Annotated in this window: 15 protein-coding genes; 6 read left to right on the top strand and 9 right to left on the bottom strand. The window is 70.1% G+C overall.

The window, feature by feature from the left end; genetic code table 11:
• Positions 1-37 precede the first annotated feature (37 nt).
• Together LL648_RS38265 and LL648_RS38270 are read right to left on the bottom strand one after the other, a co-directional pair.
• Complete coding sequence (locus tag LL648_RS38265) at positions 38-697, bottom strand: TetR/AcrR family transcriptional regulator (protein ID WP_232667835.1); 660 nt, start codon at positions 695-697, stop codon at positions 38-40.
• A 92-nt stretch (positions 698-789) separates the two neighbouring features.
• Entirely contained in the window at positions 790-2409 is a 1620-nt protein-coding gene (locus LL648_RS38270) for a gamma-glutamyltransferase (RefSeq protein WP_232667837.1), read from the bottom strand.
• Between the two features lie 174 nt (positions 2410-2583).
• Between LL648_RS38270 and LL648_RS38275 the strand changes: the two genes are divergently transcribed.
• From LL648_RS38275 to LL648_RS38285, 3 genes are read left to right on the top strand one after another with little or no spacing between them, the layout of a single operon-like run.
• A complete protein-coding gene (locus tag LL648_RS38275) occupies positions 2584-3459 on the top strand; it encodes an ABC transporter substrate-binding protein (RefSeq protein WP_232667838.1) in 876 nt (291 codons plus the stop codon).
• A complete protein-coding gene (locus LL648_RS38280) occupies positions 3437-4240 on the top strand; it encodes an amino acid ABC transporter permease (protein WP_232667840.1) in 804 nt (267 codons plus the stop codon). The genes LL648_RS38275 and LL648_RS38280 overlap by 23 nt, the downstream gene beginning before the upstream one ends.
• Positions 4240-5019, top strand: a complete 780-nt coding sequence (locus LL648_RS38285) for an amino acid ABC transporter ATP-binding protein (RefSeq protein ID WP_232667842.1) — start codon at positions 4240-4242, stop codon at positions 5017-5019. The genes LL648_RS38280 and LL648_RS38285 overlap by 1 nt, the downstream gene beginning before the upstream one ends.
• A gap of 48 nt (positions 5020-5067) precedes the next feature.
• Here the strand turns inward: LL648_RS38285 and LL648_RS45580 are convergent, their stop codons facing one another.
• From LL648_RS45580 to LL648_RS38305, 4 genes are read right to left on the bottom strand one after another with little or no spacing between them, the layout of a single operon-like run.
• Complete coding sequence (locus LL648_RS45580) at positions 5068-7548, bottom strand: helix-turn-helix transcriptional regulator (RefSeq protein ID WP_232667844.1); 2481 nt, start codon at positions 7546-7548, stop codon at positions 5068-5070.
• Positions 7545-8624: a hypothetical protein gene (locus tag LL648_RS38295; protein ID WP_232667846.1), complete on the bottom strand. Its 1080-nt coding sequence runs from the start codon at positions 8622-8624 to the stop codon at positions 7545-7547. The genes LL648_RS45580 and LL648_RS38295 overlap by 4 nt, the downstream gene beginning before the upstream one ends.
• A 34-nt stretch (positions 8625-8658) precedes the next feature.
• Positions 8659-8994: a hypothetical protein gene (locus tag LL648_RS38300; RefSeq protein WP_232667847.1), complete on the bottom strand. Its 336-nt coding sequence runs from the start codon at positions 8992-8994 to the stop codon at positions 8659-8661.
• Positions 8995-9002: 8 nt separating this feature from the next.
• Complete coding sequence (locus LL648_RS38305) at positions 9003-9371, bottom strand: hypothetical protein (RefSeq protein ID WP_232667849.1); 369 nt, start codon at positions 9369-9371, stop codon at positions 9003-9005.
• A 413-nt stretch (positions 9372-9784) separates the two neighbouring features.
• On the opposite strand from LL648_RS38305, the gene LL648_RS38310 reads away from it, so the two are divergent.
• Together LL648_RS38310 and LL648_RS38315 are read left to right on the top strand one after the other, a co-directional pair.
• Complete coding sequence (locus tag LL648_RS38310) at positions 9785-10867, top strand: hypothetical protein (RefSeq protein WP_232667851.1); 1083 nt, start codon at positions 9785-9787, stop codon at positions 10865-10867.
• Between the two features lie 2 nt (positions 10868-10869).
• A complete protein-coding gene (locus LL648_RS38315; protein ID WP_232667853.1) occupies positions 10870-11568 on the top strand; it encodes a hypothetical protein in 699 nt (232 codons plus the stop codon).
• A gap of 45 nt (positions 11569-11613) precedes the next feature.
• Here LL648_RS38315 and LL648_RS38320 read toward each other — a convergent pair whose 3' ends face one another.
• Positions 11614-11913, bottom strand: a complete 300-nt coding sequence (locus LL648_RS38320; RefSeq protein ID WP_232667855.1) for a YciI family protein — start codon at positions 11911-11913, stop codon at positions 11614-11616.
• Positions 11914-12205: 292 nt separating this feature from the next.
• Between LL648_RS38320 and LL648_RS38325 the strand changes: the two genes are divergently transcribed.
• On the top strand, positions 12206-14086 hold the full coding sequence (locus tag LL648_RS38325) for a serine/threonine-protein kinase (protein WP_232667857.1): 1881 nt from the start codon (positions 12206-12208) through the stop codon (positions 14084-14086).
• A 56-nt stretch (positions 14087-14142) separates the two neighbouring features.
• On the opposite strand, the gene LL648_RS38330 is transcribed toward LL648_RS38325, so the two are convergent.
• Together LL648_RS38330 and LL648_RS38335 are read right to left on the bottom strand one after the other, a co-directional pair.
• On the bottom strand, positions 14143-15234 hold the full coding sequence (locus LL648_RS38330) for an epoxide hydrolase family protein (protein ID WP_232667859.1): 1092 nt from the start codon (positions 15232-15234) through the stop codon (positions 14143-14145).
• A gap of 23 nt (positions 15235-15257) precedes the next feature.
• Positions 15258-15797: a dihydrofolate reductase family protein gene (locus tag LL648_RS38335; protein ID WP_232667861.1), complete on the bottom strand. Its 540-nt coding sequence runs from the start codon at positions 15795-15797 to the stop codon at positions 15258-15260.
• Between the last annotated feature and the right edge of the window lie 22 nt (positions 15798-15819).

Consider the following 15819-nt stretch of genomic DNA (forward strand, 5'->3'; position numbering starts at 1 on the left):
AGGGTCAAGCTCCAGACGCCCTGCACGAATCGGGAGGCTATGACCGGTGGCCCTCGGCTCGAATCCGCACGGCGTCGATGACGGTCTGCACAGCGGTGATGAAGTTCTGGGGGTCGTCCAGGGTGACGAACTGCCGGGCGACGCGCGCGATGTTCGGGTACCGGTCGGGCGGCAAGGAGAGGTAGTCGGTCTTCCACGCGCGCAGGTCGGCCTCGCGAACGTCGGTGGACAGCGCAGCGAGGCTGGCGTCCATGGCGCTGTAGGACAGGACGAGGTCGGCGAAGACCCGGTAGTAGCGGGCGGCGTCGCTGTCGGTGAGGCCCGCGCGGCGCATGCAGTCGAGCTTGCGTTCGACGGAGCGGAACTCGTTCTCCCGGCGGGCCGTGCGGGCGGCGACGATCGCCCCGACGTTCGGGTGGCGGAGGAAGGCCGCGTGGGTGTGGATCGCGATCTGCATGAGGTCGTGCGCCCAGTCGTCGGTGGGCGGCGGGGTGTGCGCGAGCGCCTCCTGGTGCAGGGCGTCGATGAGGGCGAGCAGCAGCTCGTCCTTGCTGCGGAAGTGGCGGTAGATCGCGGTCGGGTGCGCCGAGAGTTCACGGCCGAGCGTCTGGAACGTCAGCCGGTCCATGCCGTGGGTGTCCGCGACGCGGAAGGCCGCCGCGACGATGATTTCCTGGCTCAGGGTTCCTCGGGGCAATCGACTGTGGCTCGTGCTCAAGACTCCATTGCCCTTCCTCCGGCGCTGCCCTTTTTACGGCGCTGCCCTTTTCGGCGCTGCCCTTCCTCGGGTCAGCCGGCGACGGCTGAACCGTCGGCGCGCGGATCGGTTGCGGCGACCAGTCCTGCTCGGCCGCCGTTCGCGCGTCGCACCAGTTGGCCGTGCCCGACGCCGTCGTCGCTCACATCGATCTTCCCGACGCCGAAGCCGGCCCGCTCGATCGCGTCGACTGCTGCGTCGGGCACGTCCCGCTCGGCCGTGATCGTACCGGCGCCGGCGGCGACCCCGGCCTCCATCGAGCCGAGCACCCAGCGGGGGGCGGAGGTGGCGTGGCCGAGGGAGGCACCGGCGGCCAACTGCAGGGCCATGTGGGTGTGCACCTGGGGTTGGGCCCGCCCGCCCATCGCGCCGTGCGCTCCGGTGAGTTCGCCCGCTTCGCGGACCAGCACCGGCATGAGTGTGTGCAGTGGCCGTTTGCCGCCGACCAGCGCGTTGGGTGCCGTCGGGTCGAGGGTGAAGGAAGCGCCTCGGTTGTGCAGCAGGATGCCGGTCGCGGGATCGAGCAGCATGGCGCCGAAGCAGTGGAAGACGCTCTGGATCAGCGAGACCCAGGTTCCGGAGGAGTCCGCGGCGACGACCGCGACGGTGTCGCCCCGGGCTGCGGGTTGTTCCACCGGTTGGTTGGCCGCGCCCGATGTGGCGTGTTCGGCGATGCGCTGCGCGTACGCGTCGGACAGCAGCAGGTCGACGGGGGCCGGGGTCCACTCCGGATCGGCGCAGTAGCGGTCGCGATCCACGGCGACCTGGTTGAGCACGGATGCCACGATGCCGGCGTCGCGGCCGAGCGGGTCGAGCGGTCCGCGGGCGGCGCGCACGACGTCGAGGGCCCGCAGCGCCATCAGGAAGTACAGGCCCTGGGAGTTGCCGGCGCTCGAGAGGTATTCGGCCCCGTCGTACTCGGCGCTGCTGGCCGCGGACACCTCCACGGAGTGCCCGGCGAAGTCCGCTTCCGTCATGGACGAGCCCTGCTGGGCGAGCAGCCGCACCAGGCTCGCCCCTATCTCCCCGCTGTACATCGCGGCCGGCCCGTGCTCGCCGATCAACGCGAGCGTGTCGGCGAGCGCGCGCTGCCGCAGCGTCTGCCCCTCGGTGAGCACCGCCCCGTCCGGCACGAGCAATGCGCGCAGCCCGGGATCACGGGCCAGGCCGCGCTGCTCCCGCGCGAGGTCCCTGGCGAGGCCGGGGGCGACCGCCACGCCCTCGCGGGCCGCGGCCTCGGCCGGGGCGAGCGCCGCGGCGAGCGGGCGGGTGCCCCAGTCCTCGGCGAGCGTGCCCCAGCCGGCGACGACGCCGGGCACCGTCACCGGGAGCGCCCCGGTGACGGGCATGACGTCGTGGTGTGCGGCCAGCGATCCCGCATCGATCGCGCGGGGCGCGCGGCCGCTGGCGTTGACGAAGTGGACCCCGCCCACTGCGCCGTCCCCTGCGCCGCCCACCAGCGCCAGCAGGTCGCCGCCGACGGCGCACTGGTTCGGGTACACCACCGTCAGCATCGCCGCGGCGGCGAGCGCGGCGTCGACGGCATTGCCACCTGAGCGCAGGACGTCGGCGGCGGCATCGCTCGCCGCCGCATGTGGCGTGGCGACGGCCCACGCGCCGCCTGCGGCACTGAGCTGACGATCTGTTCGCACGGTCGTCGGACCTCCCGCGGTGATAGCGCCTCCGGCCCGTAACCCCGCCGTTACAGGAGCCTTCTTGACTCGCGGAGACGACCGGTCTTACCGTCATCCGCTGTAGTCAACAGCATCGACTATGGCATTGACTTACCTCTCCGCGCAACGACATCGGATGCGAAGGAGCACTACATGGCCAGGTCGTACTTCCCGTCCCGACGAGCGGTAGCGACGCTGGTCTGTTCACTGGCTGTAGCGGTGGGGGTGATCTCCGGATGCGGCGGGACGCCCGGCCCGGCGCCGGCGCAGGTGCCCGGCGCGGTCGCGGTGCCCGCGGGCGCACTGGTGAAGGACGGCGAGATCACTTACTGCTCCGACATCAGCGCGCCGCCGTTGACGTTCTTCGACGCGTCCCAGAAAGCGGTCGGGGCCGAGATCGAGCTCGGTGACGCACTGGCCGCCCAGCTCGGGGTCCGGCCGAAATGGGCCAACACCAGCTTCAACGGCATCATCCCGGCACTGCAGGCCCGGCAGTGCGACGCCATCATCAGCCAGCTCTACATCAAGCCGGAGCGCGAGGCGGTCGTCGACTTCGTCCCGTACATGTACGCGTCGAACACCCTGATGGTGGCGAACGGGAACACCTCCATCGCCGGCGCCGAGGACCTGTGCGGTAAGCGGGCCGCTGGCCAGACCGGCACCACCGTCGTGGGGTACCTCACCGACCAGTCCACGAAGTGCGCGGCGGCCGGCAAGCCGCCGATCGACATCCGGCAGTTCACGAAGGACAGTGACGCCCTGCAGCAGCTGCGGCTCGGCCTGGTGGACAGCTACGGCACGACCCTTGAGACCGCCGCGTACGTGCAGACCCAGCAGCCCGGCACGTTCCAGCTGGTCGGCGAGCCGTTCAACCGCATCAAGGTGGGCGTCGCGACGCTCAAGGGCGGTGGGACCGCGCTGCACGACGCGATCGCGACGGCGTTGGCGACGATCCGGAAGGACGGCACGTACGCGGCGATCCTCGCGAAGTGGAACCTGACCGGCGATGACATCGCCGTGGCGGGTTGACGTGGCTGCGGGCTTCGACTGGGCGTTCTTCTGGCAGTACCTGCTGTCGCCGTCGGCCGTGTTCCTCGAAGGGCTGTGGCGCACCGTCTACATCTCGGTCGTCGCGCAGCTGCTCGGCGTGCTGCTGGGGTTCGTGATCGCGCTGGCCCAGCGCAGCCGCTTCGGTGCGCTGCGCTGGGTCGGTCGCTGCTACGTCTGGCTGATCCGCGGTACCCCGCTGCTGGTGCAGCTGGTGATCGTCTACAACGGCCTCGCCGCGGCGGGTGTCTACCGGTTCAGCGACGTCGAGCTCGGCGGGTTCGTCCTGCTCGGCGTCGTGCAGGCGGCCGTCCTCACGCTGGCGGTCAACGAGGCGGCGTACATGGCCGAGATCTTCCGCGCTGCGCTCGACGCCATCGACCCCGGCCAGACCGAGGCAGCACAGGCATTGGGCATGACACCGACCACGACGATGCGGGTGGTCCTGCTGCCACAGGCGTTGCGCATCATCGTTCCGCCGCTGGGCAACGAGTTCAACCTGATGATGAAGTCGACGTCGCTGCTGTCGGTCATCGGGCTCCAGGAGATGTTCCTGACGGCGCAGTCGATCAACTCGGCGACCTTCAAGACGTTCGAGATCTTCCTCGTAGTGGCCTGCTGCTATCTCGCGCTCACCACGATCTGGTCGTTCATCCAACGATTCATCGAGCGCAGGCTCGCCGATCCGGGTCGGGTGATCGCTCCGCCGTCGCTGCGGTCGCGCCTCGGCGGCACCCTGCTCGCCGGCAAAGGGGTGCGCTGATGGAACCGGCACCGATCGTCATGTCGGCACGTGGGGTGGTCAAACGCTTCGGCGACCTGTGCGTGCTCGACGGGGTCTCCATGGACGTCCGGGCGGGCGAGGTGGTGGTGATCATCGGGCCGTCCGGGTCCGGGAAGACGACGTTCCTGCGGTGTCTCAACCACCTCGAGCGCATCGACGCGGGCGAGATCCTCGTGCACGGGCGGTCCGTCGGCTACCGCCCCGGGCCCGGCCGGCCGGTCGAGGAGCGGCCGAAGGTCGTCGCGGAACGCCGACGCAACATCGGGTTCGTCTTCCAGCGGTTCAACCTCTTCCCCCACATGACCGCGCTGGAGAACGTGGCCGTCGCCCCGGTGAAGGTCCTCGGTGTGCCGAAGGAGGAGGCGCGGGAGCAGGCGCACGCCCTGTTGGCGCGGGTCGGTCTGGCGGACAAGGCGGCCAGCCGGCCGTCGGCGCTGTCGGGAGGTCAACAGCAGCGCGTCGCGATCGCCCGCGCGCTCGCCATGAAGCCGGACCTGATGCTGTTCGACGAACCGACGAGCGCCCTCGACCCCGAGATGGTGGGGGAGGTCGTCACCGTGATGAAGGAGCTGGTCGCCGACGGGATGACGATGATCGTCGTGACGCACGAGATGGCGTTCGCGCGTTCGGCCGCGGATCGGCTCGTGATGTTCGACAATGGCGTCATCGTCGAGCAAGGTGCGCCGGATGATCTCGCCACCTCCGCTGAGGAGAACCGCACCAAAGCGTTCCTGCGCCGGATCGACTCGTCCCAATAGCAATCGTCCCAGTAGCAGGGGAAGCGCATGGCTGCCGGACACGGGTCGTCACCCGGCGGCCGACGTCCGGTGCTCCTCCCGGGTCGTGTGGGGTCCCCGGAGGCGCAGTGCTGGCGCGTCGAGCAGCAGCTGTCGCCGGTGGACGCCGAGCTTCGTCATGGCCCGGTAGAGGTGGGACTCGATGGTGCGGACGGAGAGGCGCAGCTCGGCGGCGATCTCGGCGTTGCTGTGACCGGCGGCTGCGAGCCTGACCGTCTCTTCCTCGCGCGTCGTCAGCAGGTGCAGCAGGGGGTGCGCGGCGGCGGTCAGCATGGGTGTGGCGGCGCCGGTGCACCGGTGTGCGGCGGCCTGGGCCATCGCCGCGGCGTGCCGGCTGCCGTCGCTGTCGCCGAGGTCCGCGCACCGGCGCTGGACCGACGTCCACGCCTCCGCTGCCAGCAGCGCGAACCCGCCGGTCTCGTATGCCGCCGAGACGTCGCTCAGACCGCGGACGTCGTCGTCGCGCACGGCAGCGGCGTGCGCGACGGTGAGCTGCGCCAACGCTCCACCGCCATTGCCGACGGGCAGTGCGGCAAGGCTGGTCGATCGGCAGCCGAGGCGCAGGGCCGCGCGGATCAGCGCTTCCCGTCCCCGCCGGTCGTCGACGGCTTCGGCGGCGGCGAGCGCCGTCTCGACGGCCTGGGTGATGCTGCCGCGCGCGGCGAGGAGCCAGACGCGCGCGAGCGGCACCTCGACGGCCGCTGATCCGATCAACCACGCCGTTCCCTGCGCGGTGTGCGTTCCGGGCTGGTCGGTGTCGAACCGGCGTGCGGTTCGCATGGCACCGACGAGGTCGCCCATCTGCGCCCGAACCTGGGTCAGCACGGCGCGGCACGCGGACGCCAGGCGGCCGGGATCGACCCGGTCCAGCCGATCGCCGAGCTCCGTCAGCGTGAGATCGGCCTGGTGCAGGTCACCGGCGAGCTGCGCGGACCAGCCCAGTGCCAGCTCGGCGAGGTCGCGCACGACACCGGGCGGCCTGGTGCGGTGCCGCGCGGCCGTTCGGCGGGTGCCGGCCAGGTCGTCGCCGGTCGTCAGCCGGTCGTGCCACCACGCGGCCAACCCGTCCCAGTCGGCGTCGTCGTACCGGTCGGCCGCCTCGACGAGCTCCCGCGGATCGGTGCGGCCGTCCCGGTGGGTCGGTGCCGTTCGGCGGCCGCTCGCGGCGCGGCGCAACGCGCGCAACCGGCGTTCGGCGTCCCCGGTGGATGCTGTTGCGCCAGTTGCGAGGGTGTCGTCGATGAGTGTCGTCGCGGCCTCCGGATCGCGGCGCAGCAGCGCGGCGGCGAGGACGGCGACGGCATCGTCGCCGCCGCCTTGCGCGACCGCCGTGCGGGCGAGCGCTTCGGCGTCGGTGTGTCGCCCGGTGTCACCGGCTCGGCGGGCGGCGGCGGTCAGCCTCGGCGATTCCACCGGTCTTCGCAGGTCGATGCGCCATTCGACGATCCGGGCGTCCAGATCGGGATCGTCGCAGCAATGGGGGAGCGCGGAGAGCAGGGTGCGCAGGTGCTGGTGGCGGGTGAGCAGCCCGGTACCTGCTCTGAGCACGTGCCCGTCGATGACGCGGGTGAGCCGCCCCGCCCCGTCCGCTCCGTCCTGACCGGACTGGTCGCTGGTCACCATCCCGAACCTTTCGAGCTCGACGAGCGCCGAAGCACCGATGAGCGACTCGACGACCGCGATCGGGAGCGGCCCCGAGAGCGCGATCAGCTCTGCTGCGAGCCGGAGCCGATCGGTGGCCGGCCAGCGATGCCGGACGAGGTCGAGCAGGCGAGCGGTGGGTTGCGGGTCACCGGCGAGGAACCACATCCCGTCACGGCGGGCGAGGTTCCCGTCGATGTGTCCGGCGATCACCAGCTCCCGCAGGATGAGCGGGTAGCCGTCGGACAGCCGGTGGAACCTCTCCACGCTGGCCCGCGCGATCGGGCCACCGAGCGCGCGCTCCAGCGCCTGTGCCGTCTCGACGTGATCGAACGGTGGGAGGTCGATGCGCTCGGCGTGGCCTTCCTTCCACAGCGCGGTCACCGCGTCGGGTGCGGCGGCGTCGCGGCGCACCGTGGCCGCGACCCGTGCTGCGCCTGCGGTCGCGAGCTGCAGGAGCAGCGCGGCCGAGGCCGGGTCGAGGAGGTGCGCGTCGTCGACCGCCAGCAGCATCGGTGGGCCTGCGGCCGGTGACACCCGTTCCACCACGCGCTGCACCTCGCGGACGCCCGGCGCCGCTCCCAACCGGCCGAGCAGCGGGCCGAGCGATCCGAAAGGGGTGGTGGACGCGGCCGCGGTCGCGGCGACCGACAGCGTGCGCGGGTGGCGGCGGGCAGCCGAGCTGACGATCTCGGACAGGACCCGTGAGCGGCCGCAGCCGGTCGCCGCCACGAGCACGACGCTGCCGCGGCGCAGGGCACCGACCGCAGCCCGCACCTCCTTGCTGCGCCCGACCAACGGCCAGGTGGGTTCGGGACCGACGGCCGTCGCTGCTGGCTGGTACGTCACGTTCGCGCACGCATCCCTTCCGAATAGGCGGCAAGCACATCCCACTCTGCCGAGATCGTCTCCCGCGCGACACCGGGACGGGCGAATCCGATGTAGGCGGACACGAAGTCGTCCTTGCGCGCGGCGGGGTGGCGGCCCACGTAGTCGACCCACCCGTCGCGGAGGGCGAGGAAGTCGCCGTACGCGTCGGCCGCCGCGGCCATGGCGGTCGAGTAGCGACCCGCCGCGCCGACGGCCAGCGGCAGGTCGGTCGGCACCGGCGCCGGCTTGCCGGTGACCTTGGCGAGGCCGGTGACGAGTCCGGTGAACCGGTTCTCCTCGGTCCCGACGACGAGGTCCAGCCGGCCGTGCCGCGTGAGGACGGTGTTGTAGAAGAACTGGGCCTTCTTGAGGGCGCTGTGCAGCTTGCTGATGGCCCGGTCCAGCTCGGCCTTCTCCTTCGCGCCGTCGAGCAGCCCGAAGACCACGTCGATGCCGACGGCGGCGAAGATCCCGATGCCGGTCTCGGCCAGCCCCGCGAGCGATGCGCCTTCGATGACGGCTTCGGCCGCTGCCTCGGTGACGGCCTCGCCGACGGTCTCGCCGGTGATCTCGGCCGCGGTCTCCGCGCCGGATTCCAGCCCGACCTCGGAGGCGGCCTCGCCGAGCGACGAGACGGCCTCGCCCCCGATGTCGCCCCCGAATTCGCCACCGGCCTGCGCGCCGCCGGTCAGCAGGCGGGAGCCGAGGCGGCCGACCTGGAGAACGGCCTTGAGGATCAGCGTGCCGGCTGCGAGTTCGCTGAGCATCGAGCCGATCTCGGCGGGTACGGATCCCGGCGCGGGTGGTGGCAGCGCCTTGACCTGGGTGCGGAATTTGTCGTATTCCAGGTCGTTCATCACCACGGTGTTGGCGATCACGAGCAGTACGGCGTTGCCGGCGATCAGGTTCTTCGCGGGCGTCAACCCGGTGTTGAACTGGTCGATCTCGGTCTTGACGGTCGCGGCGAGCGCGACGGCCTCCTTGTGCAACGAACGGACCTCGTCGCGCCGGTGGCCGTTGTCGTAGATCCAGTCACCCCATGGCAGCAAGGACACGGGACGCTCCTCTCCGGGAATCGGGTCGGCCGGGTCACAGCGGGTTGCTGAAGGCGAGGGAGAGGTTCTTGTTGTGGTCCATCGACACGATCACCGTGTCGTGGGTGTTGATGTTCTTGTCGATCGTGCTGCCGCGCTGGAACGCGAACTCCTGCGTCGCGACCAGTCCGCCCTTGTCGAGCACGTCGACGGCGATGCTGTCGAGGTAGGGGTCGTGGTCGTCGCCGTAAGAGACCGTGGCGGTCTTGCCGTGGCCGACAGTGGCCGACACGGTCGCCTTCGGCGCGTGGCCGGTGTTGCTACCGCTGCGGACCGTCAGCACGAGCGACAGGTCTTTCCCGGTCTTGTTGACGATGTTCTTCCCAGGCATCGGAACTCCTAGTGGTGTGTGGCGAGGCTGCCGCTCCCGCGCAGCTCCTTGGCGAGCGCGATGATCTGCTCGACGTCGGATCCGGCGTGCGCGAGCGTCGTCAGCAGGTGGGTGAGATGCATCTGCCGGCGCGACCGCAGGTAGAGGGCGTGCGCGAGGCCGGCGATCAGGACGGCGACGACGGGCAGTGCGGCGTCGACCGCGTCGAGGTCCACGTCGCGGTGCAGCAGGACGTGCACGGTCGCCGCGCCCAGCGCCGCGACCTGGACGAGGACGGTCGTCCAGAACTCGGGTGTGGTCCACCCGGCGGGCAGTGGGTCGGAGAGTGGATCGGGTGGCGGAACGGGCGGTGGCGTAGGTGGTGGCGGCGCGGTCACGGCTGCCCCTTCTCGGGTCTGGCCCTTCTCGGGTCCGGCCCTTCTCGGGTCCGGCCGCGGCAGGTCGACCGCGGACCAGGACGGTTGGTGATCGCAGGCCCGGCCGGCTGCTGCAGCACGGGCTCCGACGGGGGCCGGCGCGTTCGTCGGTGATCGGATTCGGATCCGATGCCGGCCCTCACCGATCCTGCTGGTCCGCTCGGCGGAATGGGAACCGTAGTTCGATACTGCATTCGCCAGAGCGATTCGGCGCATTCGGCGTAGTCGTCGTCGACGGCGGGTAGGTGCCGATGACGGTGCTCAGCAGTTCGAGTGCAGTGGCGGGATCACGGAGGCGTCCCACGGGGCCTGCCGCGCACGCTCGTCGGGCCCGGAAGCGGTCCGGGGAGTGCCGACCGACGGAGGAGCCCGGCATGGCGATGCTGCCGTGGGACAACTGGATCTACGGGAACGACCACAAGCGGGACGAGGTCAACAACGAGCACGCGAAGGCGGTGAGTCTGCAGGGCAGCATTCAGAAGCAGATCGACGTCTTCAACGAGTGGCTGAAGCGGTACCAGACCCTGATCGCCGGCAATGCCACACTCGTGATCATCGCGAACGCGGGGACGATGAGCGACCTCCAGTACAACGACTTCCGGGTGCAGGTCAAGGCGCTGGAGCCGCCGCCGGCCGGGTCCGTCCCCTTGCAGATGGGCGAGATGATCTCGGAGCTCGCCGCTGGTGCGCAGCTGCTCAAGGCGGTCTTCCAGATCGGGAAGTTGACCAAGAGCCTGGTGACGGGTGGTGCCGAGACCGGGAGCGAGGAGCTGGGCGAGACCGCGATCGAGGAACTCGCGGAGACCGGCGCGGAGGCGGGCGTCGAGGCCGGTGTCGAGGACGCGGTGGAGATCACCGAGGAGACCGTCGGGGAAGGTGTGAGCGAGGTCGCCGCGGAGGCCGTCGTCGAGGGCACGAGCCTTGCCGGGTTGGCGTCGACCGGGATCGGGATCTTCGCCGCCGTCGGCATCGACCTGATCTTCGGTGCGATCGACGGTGCCAAGGAGGAGAAGGAGCTCGATCAGGAGATCGACAAGCTCAAAGCGGCGGTGCGCAAGTCGGAGGGCTATCTGAAGACGGTCATGGCGAAGCAGGCCGACATCCAGCAGGGGATCGTCAAGGAGGAGGATCGTTTCGCCGGGCTGGTCGCCGCGCTGGCGAAGGTCACAGCGAAGCCGGCGGGGTTCAACGTCGACTTCCCGAAGTCGCCGCAGAACGCGCAGAAGTTCATCGACGCGATGCGGTCGGCGTTCGCGGAGTTCGGCGACTTCATCAAGCTGCGCGAGATGTGGATCGACTACACCAAGCGCCATCCCGACGCGACGCGGTCCAAGTTCATCGACAGCTACATGGACTTCGCCGACGAGGGCACTGCGCAGACGACCGTCGAGGGGTATTTCGAGGTGCTTGCGAAGTATTCCGACAGCATGCGCCTCGCGCCGACAGGGGCGGTGTGACGATGCCCTTCGATCTGGACGTGACCCTCGTCGACCATCCAGGGGCACCGACCGCGTTCGGCCCGGTGGGCGCGAACCTCTCGCGCCACCACATCCTCGGGCAGAAGTACCTGCAGGTCCTGCTGGCGCTCGCACGGAAGGTCGCCGTCGGGCAGTCGACGCTGGAACGCTTCGCCGGCCGGCCGATCACCGCGTCGGCGCCGTGGCCGGCGGCGATGCCGAACGCCTTCGTCTGGTCGCCGTACGACCTGTTCATCGGGCCGAAGGCGCAGCGCAGGGTGTTCGATCCGAGCAGCGGGGTGGAGCAGCAGAAACCGCGCTCGTTCCCCGAGGGCCGATGGGCCGCGCTCAAGGCGGTCCCCGAGTTCCTGGCGACAGCAGGGGTTCCGCTGGAGAAGCTGGTGGCCGCCCCGGTAGGGGTCCGGCAGCAGTGGCGGCTGCGCCGCGCGCCGGGCACGGACGAGGTGACGCAGCTGATCAAGACCATCAGCTCGACCGTCCGGGCCGATCACGTCTACCCGCACGGCCTCGACGAGTCCGACTGGGCGTTCGTCCGCGAGGTCGACGTGCGCAACTTCCACCCCACCACCGCGGAGGACGTGCAGAGCATCCACCGGAGGTTCCAGAAACAGATCGTGCACGGGGTCCCGTTCGCCGACGCACTCGCCAGCGACGCCTACCGGTTCCTGCTGGTCCCCTGAGCCGACGTGCCGTCCTGCGCGCGACTCCGCCGCGATTCCCACGGGCTACGCGAGCGCCTGCTGAACCGGCTCGGTGGCGAGTGGTCCGGCGAACCTCGATGGCCGAAAGTTGATGACTCTGTGCCGGGCGAGGCCGCGCGTAGCAAACGGATCGTCGGCTACGGCTGCCTCTACGGTGGCGCGACTGCCGTGGGCGAAGATCACCCCGCCGGTCCGCGGCTCCTGCCGTCCCGAGGCCAGAAATGTGCCGTCGCTGTAGTGCTTGTCGAGCCAGGCGATGTGCTCCTCGAGCGCTGCGTCGATGTCGGGCAGGTCGGCGATGTAGTCGATGACGATGACGAACATGCGGTGATCCTGGTCGCTGCTGGTAATGGCTCTATTCAGGAGGGTGCCGAACAGGAACGTCGGCTGACGCCCGTCACTCGCGGGCTACGTGCGCGGGCCCGCGCACGTAGTTTCGATGTTCCTCGAACTGGGACGCCCGGGCCGGGCGGCCGTGATTGAGTTCGTCGCCTGCCCACGGCTGGAACGGCCGGGCGAGCGGGGGTGAGTCCCTCGTATGGGAACGACAAGTGGGCCGGCTGGCCTTGACAGGGTCTTCGCGCCCGGTCGGCACGGCATCATCGGGGGAACGAGCGTGCGAGGCCACGAGATCGGGAGGCTGCTCGACGGCCGGTACCGGTTGCATGAGTTGATCGGCCACAGCGGGACGGCATCGGTGTGGAGGGCGACGGACGAGCTGCTCGGGCGCGACGTAGCACTCAAGCGGGTGCAGGTGCCTGACGTCGAGGCCGGGCACGCGCTGGACCGTACGATGCGCGAGGCCCGGACCGCCGCGGCCTTGCATCACCCGAACATCGTGACCGTCTTCAACGTACTGCTCGAAGACGGTGTGCCCTGGCTCGTGATGGAGTATCTGCCCTCGCGCAGCCTCCGCCGCCTGCTCGCCGAACGTGGCGCGCTGGTGCCGCAAGAGGTCGCCTTCATCGGGGCGCGGATCGCCGTTGCGCTCGCGGTGGCTCACGAGGCAGGAGTCGTGCACCGGGATGTCACGCCCGACAACATCCTCATCGGCGCAACAGGGTTGCCGACGATCGGACCCGACACGGTCGTCAAGCTCGCCGACTTCGGCATCTCGCACGCGACAACAGCCCGGACGGTGACCGCGACGGGAGTAGTGAGCGGAACCCCGGCGTACATCGCGCCGGAGACGGCGCGGGGCGGGGGCACCGGTCCACACACCGACGTCTACTCGCTCGGGGCGACGCTCTTCGCCGCCCTCGACGGACTTCCGCCGTTCGGCGATGACTCCGAGAACGTGCTCGCCCTGCTCTCCCGTATCGCGAGTGGCGGGGTGCCCGCCCCGGTCCGGGCAGGACCTCTCACCGGCATCATCCGTGCCCTCACTGCGGACGATCCCCGCGCCCGTCCCACCGCGGCGCAGGCGCACGCGGTGCTGCACGGTCTCGTCAGCGGCGAGGAGATGAACGCCCCTCACGGTCGGGTCGACGCGCTCCCTCGATCCGACGGCGGCCGCGGATCGAGACGATGGGGCTTGATCGGAGCAGGCGCCGCCGTGCTCGTCGCGGTTGCCGTCGCGGTGTTGCTCGTCCCGACGGGGGAGCGCACCCGTGGCGACGTCGGTGCCGCTCCGGCATCGAGCACCGGCGCGCCGCCGGAGGCGGCGCCGTACGTGGACCCGGAGAGCGCCGACCCCTGTTCGCTCATCGATCGCGGCGCACTCGCGGTGCACGGCACGGTCGCCGTGCATCCGGATGTCTCGGCGTTCGCGGTGTGCGACGCCACGATCAGCGGAGCGGGCGGGCGGGTGTTCCTGACCGCGTCGTTCGACAACGAGAACCAGCGCCCGTACGGCGTCGGCGGCGACCTGGAACGGGTCGGGCAGCTCACCATCGCACGCAGGGCCGTCCTCGGCACGTGCGAGAGGTACATCCTCTTCCCGGATGGCACGGGCGCCGCCATCTCCGCCGAAGCCGAAGGGGGAGCGGGAGCGGGATCGGACGTATGTGCGGTCGCCGAGACCGGAGTCCGCGCCGCGCTCGACATCGTGACCCGCGGCAGCCTGTACGCCAGGGTGCCCTTGCAGAGCCGGACCGCGCTCGCCGGCATCGAGGCTTGCAGCCTGCTCCGTGCCGACGATGTGGACGCTGTGCTACCCGTGGCCGACGGCGTTGGTGAGCCCGGCTTCGGCGGCTGGTCGTGCACTTGGCTGAAGGCGGGCGTGGCGGCGCCCGCGTTCACCGTGGTCTACACCCACTGGTTCCCGCTGACCGACGAGGACGGGCGCCCCGTCGACATCGGCGGTCGTGCCGCTCGCGTCACCGAGCAGCCCGGGCGGACCTGCGCGGTCAGGATCCCTCAGCGCACGTACGCCGAGAACGGTCAGGACCGCCTGGAGACGGCGTCACTGACGGGGTTCGGCGACGATCCACAGCTGTGCGCCCAGATGGTCGAGCTTGCGAACCGCCTCGTACCTCGGCTCCCACCGATGAGCTGAGCTGATCACCGGTGCCTGCTCGTGATCGGCCACGTGCTCTTACCCCGAGATCGATGTCAGTCGACGAGGCCGGCGAAGAAGGTCCGGATGTCGTGGAGGTAGATGTCGGGGGATTGGTGGGCTGCCCAGTGTCCGTCGCCCTCGTAGACGTTCCAGGACACGATGTTGGCGTGGTCGCGGTCGGCGAGTATGCGGATCGAGTTGAAGTCGTTCGTGAACATCGCCAGTCCCAGCGGCACCGTCGTCGGTTCCTGGGCCACCGGTTCGGCGATGTGGAACTCCCGGTAGATCCGCATCGCGGAGGCGATCGTGCCGGTCAGCCAGTAGATCGTGATGTTGGTCAGGGCGAATTCGACATCGACGTCGTCCTTCCACAGCTGGCCGTTCCACGCGAGAAGACCGGTTGGCGAGTCCGTGAGTCCGTGCGCGAGTGTTTGCGGGACCTGTTGCTGGACCGTGCCGTACGCCCCGCCGTTGTCGGAGAACCACTGGTTCTTCGCAACCGCCGCGCGTTCGTCGTCGGTGAGGGAAGCCAGCTCCGCCGGATCGTCGGAGGGGTGCGACCAAATCTGCTGGACGTGGATTCCGACGACCTCGTCCGGTGCCGCCCTGCCCAGTTCCGGCGCGATGAAAGAGCCCCAGTCGGTAGCGACCACGCCGTAGCGCTGGTAGCCCAACCGCTTCATCAGGACGCGGAACGCCGCCGCCATCCGAACCGGTGTCCAGCCGCGGTCTCGGGTCGTGCCGGAGAACCCGAAGCCGGGTAGGGACGGGACGACGAGGTCGTGGTCAGCGCGCAGCGGCTCGATGAGGTCGAGGTATTCCACGATCGAGCCCGGCCAGCCGTGGAGAAGAACCAGTGGCAGTGCATTCTCCCTGGCCGACCGGACGTGCACGAAGTGGATGTTCTGCCCGTCGATCTCGGTGACGAACTGCGGCTGGGCGTTGAGGCGCTTCTCCCAGGCACGCCAGTCGTACTCGTCGCGCCAGTAGGTGACGAGCTCCCGCAGATGGTCGACGGGTACGCCGTAGTCCCAGCCGGCGTCGGGCAGTTCCTCGGTCCAGCGCACGCGACCGAGCCGGTCCCGCAAATCGTCCAGCTCCCGCTGAGGAACATCGATCGTGTAGGGGCGGATCTGTTGCGTCATCGTCGACTCCTCTGCGATGTGCGTCAGGTAAGCGGGGCGGCGATGCTGTAGATCTGTTCGACAGCACCGTCGGGGAACGTGCGTGTGGAGTCCAGGCGCAGGTACTGCGCCGCGCTCCCGGCAGGGGTCAGCCGCGTCCCGTCGCCGAGAAGGATCGGCAACGTCACGATCCCGAGCAGGTCCAGGGCGCCGATCTGGCGGAACGCGTCGATGGTCTGCTGGCCACCCACCAGGTGCACGTTGCCGGCGAAGTCCGCCTTCTGCATCAGTGCGAGCAGCTCTGCCGGATCGGCCGCGGACACCACACCCGCCGGAGTGGCCTCTGGCAGCGGCTGGGAGGTCAGGACGAAGACCTCCAGACCCGACCAGGGCCAATACGAACCGCCGACGGCCGGCAGGAACGTCGATCGGCCCATGACAACCGCGCCGCAGTCCGCGATGAACTCCGGATGCCCGTGCGACTCGCCTGAGACGAACGTGGGCATGGACAGCAGGGCCGGCCGCCCGTCCACCGAGGAGATGAACCCGTCCGCACTGACACCCATATGAGTCTTGATGAGCATGATCACTCCTGCCGTAGCTGTG

The organism is Pseudonocardia sp. TRM90224 (assembly GCF_021245725.1).
GTDB lineage: Bacteria > Actinomycetota > Actinomycetes > Mycobacteriales > Pseudonocardiaceae > Pseudonocardia.